Source organism: Rossellomorea vietnamensis (genome assembly GCF_025398035.1).
GTDB lineage: Bacteria > Bacillota > Bacilli > Bacillales > Bacillaceae_B > Rossellomorea > Rossellomorea vietnamensis_B.
Window position 1 is genome coordinate 233,880 of record NZ_CP104558.1, and the last position, 14,301, is coordinate 248,180.

The 14,301-nt window shown below is 42.0% G+C and carries 19 protein-coding genes; 16 read left to right on the forward strand and 3 right to left on the reverse strand.

Features of this window, described 5'->3' with window-relative positions; genetic code table 11:
* The first annotated feature begins 265 nt into the window (after positions 1-265).
* From N5C46_RS01270 to N5C46_RS01290, 5 genes are all read left to right on the forward strand, one after another.
* Positions 266-856, forward strand: coding sequence for a YpjP family protein (locus N5C46_RS01270; protein WP_261750590.1), 591 nt, complete (start codon positions 266-268; stop codon positions 854-856).
* A 168-nt stretch (positions 857-1,024) separates the two neighbouring features.
* Entirely contained in the window at positions 1,025-1,714 is a 690-nt protein-coding gene (locus N5C46_RS01275) for an anthrax toxin lethal factor-related metalloendopeptidase (RefSeq protein ID WP_261750591.1), read from the forward strand.
* A 22-nt stretch (positions 1,715-1,736) separates the two neighbouring features.
* Positions 1,737-2,531, forward strand: a complete 795-nt coding sequence (locus N5C46_RS01280; protein ID WP_261750592.1) for a thymidylate synthase — start codon at positions 1,737-1,739, stop codon at positions 2,529-2,531.
* On the forward strand, positions 2,528-3,013 hold the full coding sequence (locus tag N5C46_RS01285) for a dihydrofolate reductase (protein WP_261750593.1): 486 nt from the start codon (positions 2,528-2,530) through the stop codon (positions 3,011-3,013). Before N5C46_RS01280 ends, N5C46_RS01285 begins: the two co-directional genes overlap by 4 nt.
* A 117-nt stretch (positions 3,014-3,130) precedes the next feature.
* A complete protein-coding gene (locus N5C46_RS01290) occupies positions 3,131-3,853 on the forward strand; it encodes a lysophospholipid acyltransferase family protein (RefSeq protein ID WP_261752248.1) in 723 nt (240 codons plus the stop codon).
* A gap of 52 nt (positions 3,854-3,905) precedes the next feature.
* Here N5C46_RS01290 and trhA read toward each other — a convergent pair whose 3' ends face one another.
* On the reverse strand, positions 3,906-4,544 hold the full coding sequence (gene trhA, locus N5C46_RS01295; protein WP_034758579.1) for a PAQR family membrane homeostasis protein TrhA: 639 nt from the start codon (positions 4,542-4,544) through the stop codon (positions 3,906-3,908).
* A 182-nt stretch (positions 4,545-4,726) separates the two neighbouring features.
* Here trhA and N5C46_RS01300 point away from each other — a divergent pair, with 182 nt between their 5' ends.
* The 3 genes from N5C46_RS01300 (at position 4,727) to N5C46_RS01310 (ending at position 6,771) form a co-directional block, all read left to right on the forward strand.
* A complete protein-coding gene (locus N5C46_RS01300) occupies positions 4,727-5,389 on the forward strand; it encodes an SOS response-associated peptidase (RefSeq protein WP_261750594.1) in 663 nt (220 codons plus the stop codon).
* A 93-nt stretch (positions 5,390-5,482) separates the two neighbouring features.
* Positions 5,483-5,734, forward strand: a complete 252-nt coding sequence (locus N5C46_RS01305) for a DUF2535 family protein (RefSeq protein ID WP_098440095.1) — start codon at positions 5,483-5,485, stop codon at positions 5,732-5,734.
* 194 nt (positions 5,735-5,928) lie between these two features.
* A complete protein-coding gene (locus tag N5C46_RS01310; protein WP_261750595.1) occupies positions 5,929-6,771 on the forward strand; it encodes a DegV family protein in 843 nt (280 codons plus the stop codon).
* Positions 6,772-6,851: 80 nt separating this feature from the next.
* Here N5C46_RS01310 and N5C46_RS01315 read toward each other — a convergent pair whose 3' ends face one another.
* Positions 6,852-7,337 carry a PCYCGC domain-containing protein gene (locus tag N5C46_RS01315; protein ID WP_261750596.1) on the reverse strand — a complete coding sequence of 162 codons (486 nt, stop codon included), beginning with the start codon at positions 7,335-7,337 and terminating at the stop codon, positions 6,852-6,854.
* A 239-nt stretch (positions 7,338-7,576) separates the two neighbouring features.
* On the opposite strand from N5C46_RS01315, the gene N5C46_RS01320 reads away from it, so the two are divergent.
* From N5C46_RS01320 to N5C46_RS01330, 3 genes are all read left to right on the forward strand, one after another.
* Positions 7,577-8,530 carry a nucleoside hydrolase gene (locus N5C46_RS01320; RefSeq protein ID WP_261750597.1) on the forward strand — a complete coding sequence of 318 codons (954 nt, stop codon included), beginning with the start codon at positions 7,577-7,579 and terminating at the stop codon, positions 8,528-8,530.
* Between the two features lie 90 nt (positions 8,531-8,620).
* The gene (locus N5C46_RS01325) at positions 8,621-9,451 is read left to right on the forward strand and encodes an SGNH/GDSL hydrolase family protein (RefSeq protein ID WP_261750598.1); all 831 of its coding nucleotides are present in this window, start codon (positions 8,621-8,623) and stop codon (positions 9,449-9,451) included.
* Positions 9,448-10,035 carry a YpmS family protein gene (locus N5C46_RS01330; RefSeq protein WP_098440100.1) on the forward strand — a complete coding sequence of 196 codons (588 nt, stop codon included), beginning with the start codon at positions 9,448-9,450 and terminating at the stop codon, positions 10,033-10,035. The genes N5C46_RS01325 and N5C46_RS01330 overlap by 4 nt, the downstream gene beginning before the upstream one ends.
* A gap of 48 nt (positions 10,036-10,083) precedes the next feature.
* On the opposite strand, the gene N5C46_RS01335 is transcribed toward N5C46_RS01330, so the two are convergent.
* Positions 10,084-10,824 carry a DUF4397 domain-containing protein gene (locus N5C46_RS01335; RefSeq protein WP_261750599.1) on the reverse strand — a complete coding sequence of 247 codons (741 nt, stop codon included), beginning with the start codon at positions 10,822-10,824 and terminating at the stop codon, positions 10,084-10,086.
* 353 nt (positions 10,825-11,177) lie between these two features.
* Here N5C46_RS01335 and rsgA point away from each other — a divergent pair, with 353 nt between their 5' ends.
* The 5 genes from rsgA to N5C46_RS01360 all read left to right on the forward strand — a co-directional run bounded on the left by rsgA (position 11,178) and on the right by N5C46_RS01360 (position 14,281).
* Positions 11,178-12,176 carry a ribosome small subunit-dependent GTPase A gene (gene rsgA, locus N5C46_RS01340; RefSeq protein ID WP_420720447.1) on the forward strand — a complete coding sequence of 333 codons (999 nt, stop codon included), beginning with the start codon at positions 11,178-11,180 and terminating at the stop codon, positions 12,174-12,176.
* 152 nt (positions 12,177-12,328) lie between these two features.
* On the forward strand, positions 12,329-12,874 hold the full coding sequence (msrA, locus tag N5C46_RS01345) for a peptide-methionine (S)-S-oxide reductase MsrA (protein WP_159362136.1): 546 nt from the start codon (positions 12,329-12,331) through the stop codon (positions 12,872-12,874).
* The gene (gene msrB, locus N5C46_RS01350) at positions 12,867-13,289 is read left to right on the forward strand and encodes a peptide-methionine (R)-S-oxide reductase MsrB (protein WP_034758602.1); all 423 of its coding nucleotides are present in this window, start codon (positions 12,867-12,869) and stop codon (positions 13,287-13,289) included. Before msrA ends, msrB begins: the two co-directional genes overlap by 8 nt.
* A 109-nt stretch (positions 13,290-13,398) precedes the next feature.
* Entirely contained in the window at positions 13,399-13,899 is a 501-nt protein-coding gene (locus N5C46_RS01355) for a PTS sugar transporter subunit IIA (protein ID WP_261750601.1), read from the forward strand.
* A gap of 235 nt (positions 13,900-14,134) precedes the next feature.
* Positions 14,135-14,281: a YjcZ family sporulation protein gene (locus N5C46_RS01360; protein WP_079531961.1), complete on the forward strand. Its 147-nt coding sequence runs from the start codon at positions 14,135-14,137 to the stop codon at positions 14,279-14,281.
* Positions 14,282-14,301 lie beyond the last annotated feature (20 nt).

Here is a 14,301-nt window from a genome sequence, read left to right on the forward strand (position 1 = left end):
AAAATAGACAGGCACCCATCGCCTGTCTAATCCCATAAATATCAATCAGTGAATCCCAGTACAATAAAATAACCTAACAGAAGTATGTATCCGATATTGATCATAATTCCAGTATCCATCTAGTTATCCTCCTTACAAAGTATCCTCATTATTATACTACCACATAAAGATTTTTATATCCTACAAAAAAATGAAACCTTTTTCACTTTTTAATCGTAAGAAGTAGTATAATAATAGACGTAATACATAGGAAAGGACGTTATCTATGTCGATCTGGCTCAAGAAATCGTTTTTCATCTTACTATCCATCCTGACATTTGGACTTGTTTCACCATCACAGGCCTTCCTGAATGAAGAAAATCATGCCCTTGCCAAAAATAATGGCAAGCCTTCCACCGTGGAATCGACTCCAGAGGAAACTAGGGAAGAAGAGTCTGCCCTGACCCATGATGTATTCATTGAAACGATGCTGGTACAAGCAGAAAAAAATGCATATGAAAAATTCGGGACCAAGATCAAGCCTGTCATAGAGAATGAATTCAGATCGTTAATCCTTCCAAAAATTGAAAAGGCGATAGCGGATACAGCAACAGAGTTTCCGGAAGAAGACTTAACGTCCCTTACCATTTCAGAAGTACCTCAATATGCTAAAACAGAAAAGATCTTTCATATTTATGACGAGCGTTCCGGTGAAGATATCATTCGTTTTCATGTAAGAAAAGACCATCCACCAAAAGATGGCTATTATTTCAACTTTCACTACCATACGGTGCACGATCAATTCCAGGCACACCATGAACTCGGAAGCATTTTTTGGGACAAAAACACCCCACCTCAATGGATGAGCGTGTCTTGATTTACCATATATCAATAGTAATCAAAGCAAGCACGGTGATGAACGTGCTTGCTTTTTTCTGCTCATTGTAAGAAATGGAAATATTACTCTCTGAAATCGGGTCTATCATTATGGTAAAATAGTAATAATTGTATCGTTGTCGGATCATAAGAAAAAGGAGGGATCAATGTGAAACGTACCTTCATCATCCTTCTGATTATAGTCACTCTTGTCATTCTCTGGACTCATACAAATGCTACTTACGATGGTACCCTCTTAAAACACTCACCCCTTAAAACGCATGTAAACCTTCAATCCAGTGAGCAACTGGAAAATATGATCCTCTTACCAGAAACGACGTTTGATCAAGAAGAGGCCGGTGCTATGATCAAGCGACTGGATCATATTCCGACATCGCTGTTGGAGTCCGCCGAATCTCAGAATATCAAGATTCGATTATTTCAAACCAAGTTAACCGATTTTTCTACCACAAGTCACTTGAAAGGAGTCACCCCGAGAGGGTACACTAATAAAAGTATCACGTGGGATGATGTTCCTGGAATAGGTGGTTCCAAGCTTGTTTTAGTAAAGATCGGTCATAGCGGGAAAGGAAAAGGGCACAACTCATATAATCTGGAACTTCATGAGTTCGCCCATAGCATTGATCGGTACGTGTTGACGGATCTGTATTATGAGCTGGAATTCCTACCCCTTTGGAAAAGGGAAGCACCCCGGGTTTTCCCGGGTGAAGAATATTTCCTTCAATATAAAGAAGAATATTTTGCAGAAACATTTGCGATGTACTATTTGAATCCCGAAACTAGGAATCTACTGAAAGAAAAAGCACCCGCAACATATCGATTTTTTAAAGAACTATAAACTAGTAAAAGGTGTGGTCACTGTGAAGCAGTATTTAGACTTGTGCAAACATGTACTGGAAAATGGGACAAAGAAAGAGGATCGGACGGGGACGGGTACGATCAGTACGTTCGGTTACCAGATGCGTTTTGACTTACAGGAGGGATTCCCTCTTCTTACAACGAAGAAATTGCATGTCAAATCCATCATCCATGAACTGCTTTGGTTCTTAAAAGGGGATACCAACGTAGCGTATCTACAGGAAAACGGAGTCCGTATCTGGAATGAATGGGCAGATGAGAATGGTGAATTGGGACCTGTTTACGGTCACCAGTGGAGATCTTGGTCAGGTGCGAACGGTGAAACGATCGATCAGATCACAAACCTCATCGAAACGATCAAACATAATCCTGATTCCAGAAGGATGATCGTCAGCGCATGGAATGTCGCTGATGTGGATCACATGGCTTTACCTCCTTGTCACTGCCTGTTCCAATTCTACGTGGCAGATGGTAAGTTATCCTGTCAGTTATATCAACGATCTGCCGATGTATTCCTTGGTGTTCCGTTTAATATTGCCTCATATGCTCTCTTAACGATGATGGTTGCACAGGCTTGTGATCTGGAAGCAGGTGAATTCGTCCATACATTCGGAGACGTGCATATCTATCAGAATCATATAGATCAAGTGAACTTACAGCTTTCAAGAGAGCCTAAATCGTTGCCGAAGCTTGTAATCAATCCTGAAGTGAAGGACATATTCCATTTCACTTTCGAAGATTTCAAACTGGAAGGATACGATCCCCATCCGCATATCAAAGGGGTCGTGAGTGTATGATCTCGTTTATTTGGGCGATGGATCAGAATCAGCTGATCGGGAAAGATAATGGATTACCTTGGAGACTGCCTGAGGATCTGAAATTCTTTAAAAAGACGACGAACGGACATGCCATCGTCATGGGGAGAAAGACTTTCGATTCCATCGGTAAGCCGCTGCCAAATCGTGAAAATGTCATTTTGACCAGAAATACAGCATTTCAACAAGAAGGCTGCCTTGTGATGCATTCTGTTGAGGAAATTCTGGAGTGGTCTAAAGAAAAAGACAGAGAAATCTTTATCATGGGTGGAAGAGAAATATATCAACAGTTCATCCCCCATGTAGAAAGACTATATGTCACACAGATCCATCATGAATTTGAAGGGGATACGACCATGCCGGCCATCCCTTGGGAAGAATTCACCTGTATCTCATCGGAAAAGGGTGTCAGGGACGAGAAGAATCCTTACGACTATGAATTCAGGATCTATGAAAGAAAATAGATGATCGTCCGGGTGAAGCTCAGATCATAATGGGCTTCCCCTTTTTTTTATTCTCCGGACGAATCGTATCCTGTATAATAGATAAGGAAAATCAAGGAGGATCATGTTGTGTTCAGAATGGTGTATGTTTTGATCTATATGGGGCTGTATCTTCTATATAGCATCCCGACACTTCAAAAGGTAAAAAGACTGGATAGGAACATGTCAGTCGAGGAACGGGACGGGATTGTTCATGATCTCCCTAAAAGGTGGTCCAGAGGAATCATGAAACGGACCGGAAGCAATGTACATATTAAGGGGCAGGAAGCGATTCCAGCGGGGCCGGTCCTGTTTGTAGCCAATCATTCAGGGGATTTTGACGTTCCTGTTTTGTTAGGTTCCATTCCAAAGCCTTTTGGATTCATTTCGAAAATGGAAGTGAAGAAATTGCCGATCATAAGCGGATGGATGGAAATGATTTCATGCATTTTCATTGATCGGAAGAATCGAAGACAGGCCGTGCTGTCGATCCGTGAAGGTGGTATGGTTTTGAAAAATGGGCACTCCCTTTTAATTTTTCCTGAGGGTACCAGAAACAAGGGTGGAGCGTTGAAGGAATTTAAGACAGGAGGGATCCGGATGGCGAAGGATGCAGGCGTCCCGATCGTCCCGGTCGTCATACAGGGGACGGCCGACATGTTTGAAAAACAAAGGCGCGGCATCAAGCCCTGCGACATATATGTCGAAGTCCTCCCTTCCCTTTCTTCCGCCTATGTAGCGGATAAAGACGTAAAGGAGTTATCAATCGAGGTTCAAGGAATCATTCAGGCTGCCTTGGACGAAATGAGAATCGCAGCATAATAAAAAAGGTCCAGCCATTCGCTGGACCTTTTTATCCATTCAAAGGATGAATTTACACATAGAACAAGATACAGAAATACATAAAACCGCTGCCGGCAAGGACGAACAGGTGCCAGATGGCGTGATTATAAGGAAGCTTGTTCCACACGTAGAAGATGGCACCGACGGAGTACATGATCCCTCCTGTTAAGAGAAGTCCGAATCCTGCACCTGTCAAGCTGGCATAAAGTGGTTTGATTGCAATGATCACGAGCCAGCCCATCACAAGATAGAATAGGGTGGATACCACTTGGTAGCGTTGAACAAAATAACACTTGAACACGATCCCCACTATGGCAAGACCCCATACAATTCCAAATAAAGTCCATCCTAGTGCGCCTCTCACACTGACAAGCATAAATGGCGTATACGTTCCTGCAATCAGCACATAAATGGCTGAATGGTCCAATATCGCAAATAGATTTTTCACCTTAGAAGGCTTAAAGCTGTGCAAGAGTGTCGAAAATAAATAAAGAAGTATCATCGAAGCTCCGAATATCGAGAAGCTGACAATATGCCAGGCAGATCCTTCGTGAACGGCAAAAATGATTAACATCACTAATGCCGGAATGCTGAGAATCAATCCGATCCCATGGGTGATGGCGTTCGCCACTTCTTCTTTCCAATTTGAAAAATCGAAATCATATGTCAATGTGATTTCATCCTTTCTACGATCGTCAAATTGATCGCTTAACGAGTCTCATATATTCATGATAATCCTCTTTAAACGATTGTGCAATCATCAACATAGTAAAGGAGTAAAGTATTATGGTTGGATTCGAGTGTGGAATGATGTATATTCCTAAGTAAAGAAACGATGATGAGGTGCCAAATATGTGCGGTAGATTTTCTTTGACGACCCCCTTGGAAGAATTGGTAAAACACTATTTGATTGATGAATTTCTTGAAGACTGGAAGCCGCGATACAATATCGCTCCATCCCAGAACGTCCTTTCCCTTATTTCTCATAAGGGGAAGAGGAGGGCAGGTGAAATCAAATGGGGGCTTGTTCCCCATTGGGCTGACGCCTCTAAGTGGAAGCCATTGATCAATGCCCGTAGTGAAACGCTCCTTGTCAAACCCAGTTTTAAATCCCTTGTGCATTCAAGAAGGATGGTGATCATTGCTGACGGTTTTTATGAATGGAAGAAGGAGGAGTCAGGGAGGATGCCAGTAAGGTTCAAATTAAAAGAAGAAAAGCCATTTGTTTTTGCCGGGTTATGGGACAGGAATGGGGAGGTCACTACATCGACAATTCTGACAACCGAAGCCAATTCTCTGGTTGAAGATGTACATGAAAGAATGCCTGTGATGCTCACAAACAGTGAAGATATTGAGAAATGGCTCAACACCGATGAATATTCCTTTGATCAGGCTGCGTCCGTATTAAAGCCACTCCCAAGAGAAGTGATGGAGGGTTACCGGGTGTCCACCTACGTGAACTCTCCTAAACATGACACATCGGAATGCATTGTTCCGGTATCATCTGAAGGATAAAAAATTTTCATACTTTTGCACGGTTTGACATTTTATGAGGGCTTAAATAGGGTATAATATAGGCATAAACGGGTGAAAAAGAGGATTGATACTTTGCTTACCAAAACCATCGAGTTCAAATCAAAGTATGGACGGAAGGTCAAAATCTCAGAAGTTCCTGTATTGAAGAAAGACAGCCCTCTCTACCTAAGGGTAAATCTCAGGCTGCATCAATTTATCACTAAAGTGATGAATCATAATGGGCCTAAGACCATCTTCAGCTTTAGAGAACATTTAAAGAGAACGACGAAATGGTCAGAGTACGAAGAAATTTATCAATCAGAAGAGTTAAAGAATAATGCATAGTTTTGCAGGGTTCTGATCCTAAAGGCTAGAGATGCCTATGGATCAGACCTTTTTGTATGACTTCCATTCTGTTAGGGGCTTATCCCGGGATTTATATATCGATCCATGTCCTGAGTTAAATGCTTACTATCTATTTAAATCCTCAGCGATTAACGATATAATACTAATGATATGGGAGATAGGATGTGGCAAAATTGACCAAAATTAAGATTGTAACAGATTCGACAGTTGATTTATCTGATGAAGTCGTAAAAGAATTGGATATTCATGTGGTTCCTCTGTCCATTTCAATTGATGGGGAAACATACTTAGATAGAGTAGATCTTTCACCTCTGAGCTTCTTAGAAAAAATGAAGGCCTCGAAAGAATTACCAAAAAGTTCTCAACCGCCTGCAGGGTCATTTGTTGAACTGTATGATGAATTAGGTAAAGATGGATCACCCATTTTATCCATACATATGACCGGTAATATGAGTGGGACCGTTCGATCGGCAGAGTCTGCTGCGGAAATGTCTTCAGCAGATGTGACGGTAGTAGATTCCCGTTTCATTTCAAAAGGATTGGCCTTTCAGGTGATTGAAGCCGCCAAACTTGCTCAAGAAGGAAAGTCTATGGATGAAATCCTTGCAGCCATCGAAGAGATCCGTTCCAACACCAAGTTGTTTGTCGTGGTGGATACCCTTGAAAACCTTGTAAAGGGTGGGAGAATCGGGAAAGGGCGCGCCATGATCGGTTCCCTGCTCAATATCAAGCCGATTGCATCACTGGAAGGAGCAGAGTATACTCCCGTTGCAAAGGTTCGAAGTCACTCACAGGTAGTGAAGTATTTAACGGCACAATTTGTGGAAGACGTGAAAGGAAAGACCATACGGGGAGTTGGACTCGTCCATGCGGATGGAATGAATCTCGCTCAAAACCTGAAAGCCAAGATCATAGAGAAAACAGGATACGATCAAATCGAAATTGCACCGACAACGCCTATCATCAGTACACATACAGGTATCGGGGCCATCGGTTTCATGTATTATACAGACTAATGAAAAAAGACGAAAGGGAATCCATCCTTTCGTCTTTTTTTCTGGATGAAACAGACAGCAGGAAAACCTGCTGCCTGTTATCATGATGGCATCGGAGTCGGGGTGGGCTTTGCGTAGCCTTCTTTATATTGTTCATCTATGAATGTTCTGATTTGCTTGATGGATTCGCCATTTTTATATTTTACGATGGATTCAGCTGCAATTTTCAAGCAAAGCTCACATCTGGTACCATGGTCGTCCCACACCACTTTGTCCCCCTCCATTTTATAAACAAAGCAATTCAGGTTGCTTTCGTGTCCGGCTGAATCCCCGCATCCGCAATAACAAGGAATATATTTTAGGAGATCAGGGTTTTTAGCTGCCGAGGAATAGATGAGTTTCATATTATCATCCTTATCGTCAAGAAATGAGGGAAGGGTGTCGACAGAAGCAGTTTCTTCCCTGATGTCCCCGTTTGCCGCAGTATGGTCTTTATGAGGATCTTCATTCTGATCACTTGAACAACCGGCAAGTAATCCTAATAAACCAATCAAACATGTGAAATACAAAAAGAGATTTTTCTTCATTCCAATCACCTTTCATTTTAGATATATAGTTATTGTAGCATGGTACCCATCACGGGTTCGTCCATGTTATGGTTGATTTTATGAATATTCTTGCCACCTCATAACTACAATCAACATATCATAGAAATATAATAGGCAAGAAAGGCTCAGATAGAATCGTGAACGACAGCATTTCCTCCTTATTATAGGATGTTTGATGAAGGGAAGTGTATGTGCTTGTCTGATAAAAAAAAGTTTTAGTGATTTCAGATTTTGGAATCGATGATATCGTCGCAGTCCTGTATGCTTACTATAGCGATACGATTGAAGTCGTTGGGATTGTTTCGGACTATGGGAATGTTTCCAGAGAATCCGCATTGAAAAATGTAAAATACCTGCAAAGCATTACGGGGATAACCGATATCCCGGTTATCGGCGGTGCAGTCTCTGCCTTGACGGGTACCCGGCCGAATTTCTATCCGGAAGTTCATGGGGTGGCTGGACTTGGGCCGATCGTTCCGGATGAAATGGCATTCGACGCTTCTGACATAAGTGAAAATTTCTATGAAATCAAGGAACTCATCAATCAATACGCAGGAGAACTTTATATTTACTCTGCCGGCCGATTGACCTCATTGGCCACTGCTTTCATTTTGTACCCGGAAACGATGAAGAAAGTGAAAGAATTTTATGTGATGGGTGGGGCTTTCAATGTACCTGGAAATGTCACCCCGACAGCAGAAGCCAATTTCTATGGAGATCCTTATGCGGCGAATATCCTGATTCAGCTTGCCCCTAAGAAGATTCACCTCATTCCATTGGATGTTACAATGTATGCACTCATAACTCCCCTCATGATCGATCAACTTCATGAATTTTATCTGAAATCAAATGATAAGGTTGGCCAGATCATAAAACCAATGGTTGATTATTATTACGGGTTTTACAAGAAGACGTATCCGGATATTACTGGAAGTCCCCTTCATGACCTAGTGGCCATGTGGGCCCTTGCCGATGGAGGGAAGATGATATTTGAGGAAGTCCCGATACGGGTTGCCGTCAATACGGGTTGTACATTTGGTCAGAGCGTCGGGGATTTCAGGAAGTCAACGGATAAAGAACCATGGCGGGTCCATAAAATTGCAAAACAGTTCCATTACGGTCAATTTATAAAGGAAGTTTTTTCTACTTTGCAATCAGGACCGAGCCGTTAGAATTGGCGATGGCCGGTGGATGAGTGTATTAATGTTTTATAGGTGAAGAACCGTGATATAATAATTAAAAGAGTAAGCGAGGTGACACATATGAAGAAAATGTCCATTCTCATGCTCGCTTTTGTTTTTTTCCTGGCAGGGTGTTCGTTGGAAGATGCTGCTGATCATATTACAAGGGAAGTATCGAAGTGGGATAAAGAAAGTCCCAATGAAACATTTATACCGAAAAACCTGAAGGTGGTTTCAATAGGAGATTCATTGACTCAAGGTGTCGGTGACAGTACGAAAAAGGGTGGGTATGTTCCTTATTTGGAAAAAAGTCTTGAAACATTGGATGGTGTTAAGGATGCCCAGTTTCATAACTACGGAGTAAGGGGAAACCGTACCGATCAATTACTGAAAAGGCTGAAGAAGGAAGATGTGAAATCTTCCATTAAAGAATCTGATTTAGTAATGATCACCATCGGTGGAAACGATGTTATGAAAATTTTTCGTGAAAATTTATCACACTTGAAGTTAGAGGTATTCCAGGAGGAGAAACGACAATATCAACTCCGGTTACAAGAGATCATTGAAACGATCAGAACTTATAACCCCGATGCAGGCATTGTCCTGGTCGGTCTGTATAATCCTTTTAATACTTGGTTTTCGGATATTGATGAAGTCAATCAGGTGATTCATAATTGGAATGAAGCGAGCATACAGGTACTGACGGGTTATGATAAGACGTTATTCGTGAAAATCGAGGACTTATTTATTGATGCAGGGGATACTTTGTTGTATGAAGACTACTTTCATCCGAATGATGAAGGGTATAAACTGATCGCAGACCGAATGTTTACGGATCTTGCAAAAGGGGAAACATTAGCTACATTGACAGATAGAAAAGATTCTGTTGAGGAAGAGGAGCAGCCGTCATGAAGAACAAATGGAAGGTGGGGTTCTTTGTCCTTTTAGGTATGATCATACTGGGATTCGTCATCATCGTGTCCATGATCTTTATGCCTGTAAAGGATGATGCACTGCCTGACAACAACAAAAATACAAATCAACAAGTTGGATTTAATGTAGAGACCAACAAGAAAGATTTAAATCTTATCATTGAACATTATATTGAAGAAGAAGGTATGAAAGGGCCGGTGGATTACGACGTTCAGCTCAAGGATGACGTTGAGCTACTCGGATCCGTCCCTGTCTTTACTTCAGATCTGGACTTTAAATTGAGCTTTGAACCGAAGGCGTTGGATAATGGGGATATTCTGTTAAAACAAAAATCCATTTCAGTAGGTTCACTGAATCTTCCGGTCAACTATGTATTGAAAGTGATCAGAGATTCTTATAATTTTCCGGACTGGGTAAAGATTCAACCCAATGATGAATTGATTTACGTTTCACTGCAAGACATGAAACTGAAGAGTGATGTGAAAGTACGGGCAAACGAATTTGATTTGAAAGAAGATAATATTTCATTCAGACTGCTTGTCCCTGTCGACCGTGCACAATAAGAAAAAGGTGGCTTCCTGCTGGAGTCACCTTTTTTGTATGGGAAATCTTTATCCTTTCAACAGTAGAGCTTCCAGTTCCGGTGTTCCATTGGCTAATCCAACGGCAACGATCGTGTAAGCCTGATTCGGGCTCAGCTTCACATTCGGAACACTCAGTACACTGTTTTTACTTCCGGCGACCCTTGCCTCGAGATTGACGGTCATTGGCATCAGGCCAAGGTAATCGGTTGCTTGTTTAAAGGATATATCCGGGAATATGACATCCCCGCCTTTCACAGCTATATCGACTGCCGGGGCATCAGGGGAAAGGTGAATGAACTTTACCTTTGTTTCTCCGCTTGGCACAGTTGGATCATCGAGATAAGGAAGTAATTGCATTTTATTCAGTGTTCCAACAGCTGCCAGAGTGTAGATTTTTCCTGGATCGATTTTCACTTTTTTACTGATGACTGTCGTCACACTTGTACCTGCAGGATATACATCAATATGATACTTTCCGGCTGGTAAAGTTAAATAATCGCTCACATCCTTGAAGGCTACATCCCGTAATACACGATTTCCGTTCACATATACATCAACATTCGGTGCATCAGGGACGGCATGTAACACACGGACGTACGAAGGCTGTGTAGAGGTTGTCATGTCAGCTCGCTGTGCCTGCATGGCAAGCCTCATATATTTAAGATGCTTCTGGTAGTAATGAACGTGCATTGACGGATCGGAATATTTATAATAACCGGATAACAAGTCATACATCGCAGCTTTCGTCAAATAATCATGTTGGCTCATCCGTATCTCTCCCTTAACAGTATTAACACAATAGAATATGCCGGGGAGAAAAAATGGTGAAAACACCTATTTTTATAAAAATCAGAAATATAGCTTGCAATCCGGATGAAAATATTGGATAATAAAAGTACTAATTGAGAAAGTGGGTGATGTCATATGAACCTATCATTAATTGAGCAAAAGGCTAATGTATATACGTATTATATCGGTTCTGCACGTCAACTCACTTTAAACGGGATTCTTTGATTTTTTCATTTCTTCTTTCATGAAAAATCCGTTGACGTGTCGAACCACGCAACGGATTTTTTATTTTGGGAGGAAACAAGTTGAATACTAACGAAACAGTTTTTGAAATGATGAATCACCTGACAGAAGAAGGCTTTATATTGGGAAGGGTTGTGACCGAACAAAGGGGTGCCTTTATGGTCATGACACGAACAGGGGAAGTATTAAGTAAGATTTCAGGTAAACTCAGGTTTGACACCGTTCAGCGCGAAGATCTACCCGCCGTAGGTGACTGGGTACTCCTAAGCAAGGAAGGGGCGGTCATTGAAAAAGTACTGCCACGGACCAGTAAATTCTCCAGGAAAAAAGCAGGAAATGAAGCAGAAGAGCAAATCATTGCTACCAATATCAATACCGTCTTCATCCTATCTTCATTAAACGATGATCTCAATAGCAAACGGATGGAGCGATATTTACTTCTATGCTGGGAAAGCGGTGCAAATCCTGTCATCGTCCTGACAAAATCGGATACATGTTCCGATATAGAAGAAAAGAAAAGAGAAGTGGAGAATACTTTGCTTGGGGTGAAAGTCGTTACCATAAGCGCCGTCAGTCGGAAAGGGATAGAGGACCTGATGCCTTATTTAGATAAGGGGCAAACCGTCGCCCTCGTTGGTTCTTCAGGGGTGGGGAAATCCACACTGACCAATCTGCTTGTAGGATATGATGTCCAGAAGACAAAGGAAATAAGGGAATCCGATGACAAGGGCCGCCATACCACGACTCATCGGGAACTTTTTCTTTTAGAAAATGGTGCTGCGATCATTGATACCCCGGGGATGAGGGAAATCCAATTATGGCAGGGGCAGGAAGGATTGTCCACACAATACCATGATATTGAGGAATTAGCCCTTCACTGCCGATTCAATGACTGCCAGCATGAAGATGAACCAGGCTGCGGGATTCGCATGTCCATTGAAGAAGGAAGCCTTTCAGAAGAGAGGCTCGAACACTATCAGAAGCTGCAAAGGGAAATCGCTTATATGGAAAGACGGGGAAATAAGCGGTTAGAATCTTTGGAACGAAAGAAGTGGAAAAGTATAGGGAAGCAGAGAAAGCTTAAATAAAGGACGAAAAGAGTGACCCATTGGTGGGCGCTCTTTTTTTTATCATGGTGAGGTTTGATTTAAGCTTAATGCTTTCCCTTTTTAACAGGAATGCGTTAAAATCGCATACAAAGGGAATAGTGAAAGAGAATGTTATGGAAAGGATGACGAGCATGTCAGAAACTGAAATGTATCAAAAAGCCACGTTTGCCGGAGGATGTTTCTGGTGCATGGTAAAACCATTTGATGAACAGCCCGGAATCGGCAGTGTGACATCCGGATACACAGGGGGACACGTTCCAAACCCATCTTATAAAGAAGTATGTTCAGAAACGACAGGGCACTATGAAGCCGTTCAAATCGAATATGACCCTTCCGTTTTTCCTTACGAAAAGTTATTGGAACTGTACTGGCAGCAAATCGACCCCACGGATCCCGGCGGTCAGTTTTTTGACAGGGGCCAATCGTATAAAACGGTCATTTTTTACCATGACGAAGAGCAGAAAAGACTGGCCGAGGAATCGAAGGACAGGCTCGGGAAGTCGGGGATCTTTTCCAAGCCAATCGCCACAGAGATTTTACCTGCCAAGGAATTTTATCCTGCAGAGGAATACCATCAGGACTATTACAAAAAGAACCCTGGTCATTATCAACGATACAGCAGGGGATCTGGAAGAGTTGCATTCATTGAAAATCATTGGGGGGATAAGAATGAGTAAAGATGATCTAAAGAAAAAGCTGACACCCGAGCAATATGATGTCACCCAGAACAATGGGACGGAGCCGCCGTTTAGAAATGAGTATTGGAATACGTTCGAAGAGGGCATCTATGTGGATGTCGTCTCGGGTAAACCTCTTTTCAGCTCGAAGGACAAATATGATGCCGGCTGCGGTTGGCCAAGTTTCACCAAACCGATCGATGAAGAAGAGGTTTCAGAAAAAGAAGATAGAAGTCACTTTATGGTCCGGACGGAAGTCAGAAGCAAAGAGGCCGATTCTCATCTGGGACATGTGTTCAATGATGGACCGGGTCCGACAAAACTCCGGTATTGTATCAATTCGGCAGCACTCAGGTTTGTCCCAGTCGAGAAGTTGGAAGAGGAAGGCTACGGGGCATACAAGAAGTTATTCTAACATAATGAAATGCTGTGAAAACATTCACATATGTGCTAAAATAGACTTTTCATGTTTACTTTGAGTTACATATGTGTATATAAAAATATGAAGAGGAAGGTGAATATTGATGCTTAAAAAGCTTTTTGGCAAAAAAGAAGAAGCACCTAAAACGGTTAATGCTGTAGCACCTTTAACAGGTAACGTGAAGTCACTCGAAGAAGTGCCGGACCCTGTATTTTCACAAAAAATGATGGGGGACGGAATCGCCATCGATCCGACGATAGGAAAAGTCGTTTCACCTGTAGACGGTGAAATCATGCAGCTTTTTCCTACAAAACACGCAGTTGGGATCAAGGCGAAAAACGGCGCTGAAATCCTGATCCATATCGGACTTGAAACGGTCTCGATGAATGGTGAAGGGTTTGAAGCCCATATCTCAGAAGGTTCAAAAGTGAGTATCGGAGATCCATTGATCACGTATGACCTGGAACTAGTAAAAGAAAAAGCGAAAAGCACCATCACACCCATCATCATTACAAACGGTGATGACATGGGAGACCTTGTGAAAAAAGACGTGACAAGTGTGACGGCAGGACAGGAAGAAGTATTGGAAATCTCTTCGAAATAACTGCAAGTGGAAAGACCGGCGAAGATGCCGGTCTTTTTTTATGGGGTAAGTTTTTCTCAATAAAAGAATTACCATATTGTGGTTTTGACGCTGTGTCTTTTGAAAATGACGAATGCTCCTCATAAAATATGCGTAAAGAAGTCCCTTCAAATAAAATGGGCGAATGCACAAACACATTCTAGGTGAATGACATAGAGTATAAGGTAAATAAATATTTTTTTGAGGAGAGATAGGTATGAACTATGGTTATGGCTGTGATCCATGTTATCAAGGTGGATATGCTTATCCGGTTGCCGGTTGTGGCGGTAGTGGTTTTGCGTTAATCGTTGTGTTATTCATCCTGTTGATTATTATTGGAGCCGTTTGTTACTGCGGACATTAATCCATTTAGGGGATAGTTGA

Excerpts from the sequence above, each read along its gene's own strand:
- N5C46_RS01270 (WP_261750590.1), top strand. The coding sequence starts at position 266 with ATGTCGATCTGGCTCAAGAAATCGTTTTTCATCTTACTATCCATCCTG.
- N5C46_RS01285 (WP_261750593.1), top strand. The coding sequence starts at position 2,528 with ATGATCTCGTTTATTTGGGCGATGGATCAGAATCAGCTGATCGGGAAA.
- N5C46_RS01290 (WP_261752248.1), top strand. The coding sequence starts at position 3,131 with ATGGTGTATGTTTTGATCTATATGGGGCTGTATCTTCTATATAGCATC.
- N5C46_RS01300 (WP_261750594.1), top strand. The coding sequence starts at position 4,727 with ATGTGCGGTAGATTTTCTTTGACGACCCCCTTGGAAGAATTGGTAAAA.
- N5C46_RS01315 (WP_261750596.1), bottom strand. The coding sequence starts at position 7,337 with ATGAAGAAAAATCTCTTTTTGTATTTCACATGTTTGATTGGTTTATTA.
- N5C46_RS01325 (WP_261750598.1), top strand. The coding sequence starts at position 8,621 with ATGAAGAAAATGTCCATTCTCATGCTCGCTTTTGTTTTTTTCCTGGCA.
- N5C46_RS01330 (WP_098440100.1), top strand. The coding sequence starts at position 9,448 with ATGAAGAACAAATGGAAGGTGGGGTTCTTTGTCCTTTTAGGTATGATC.
- N5C46_RS01335 (WP_261750599.1), bottom strand. The coding sequence starts at position 10,824 with ATGAGCCAACATGATTATTTGACGAAAGCTGCGATGTATGACTTGTTA.
- rsgA (WP_420720447.1), top strand. The coding sequence starts at position 11,178 with ATGATGAATCACCTGACAGAAGAAGGCTTTATATTGGGAAGGGTTGTG.
- msrA (WP_159362136.1), top strand. The coding sequence starts at position 12,329 with ATGTCAGAAACTGAAATGTATCAAAAAGCCACGTTTGCCGGAGGATGT.
- msrB (WP_034758602.1), top strand. The coding sequence starts at position 12,867 with ATGAGTAAAGATGATCTAAAGAAAAAGCTGACACCCGAGCAATATGAT.
- N5C46_RS01355 (WP_261750601.1), top strand. The coding sequence starts at position 13,399 with ATGCTTAAAAAGCTTTTTGGCAAAAAAGAAGAAGCACCTAAAACGGTT.
- N5C46_RS01360 (WP_079531961.1), top strand. The coding sequence starts at position 14,135 with ATGAACTATGGTTATGGCTGTGATCCATGTTATCAAGGTGGATATGCT.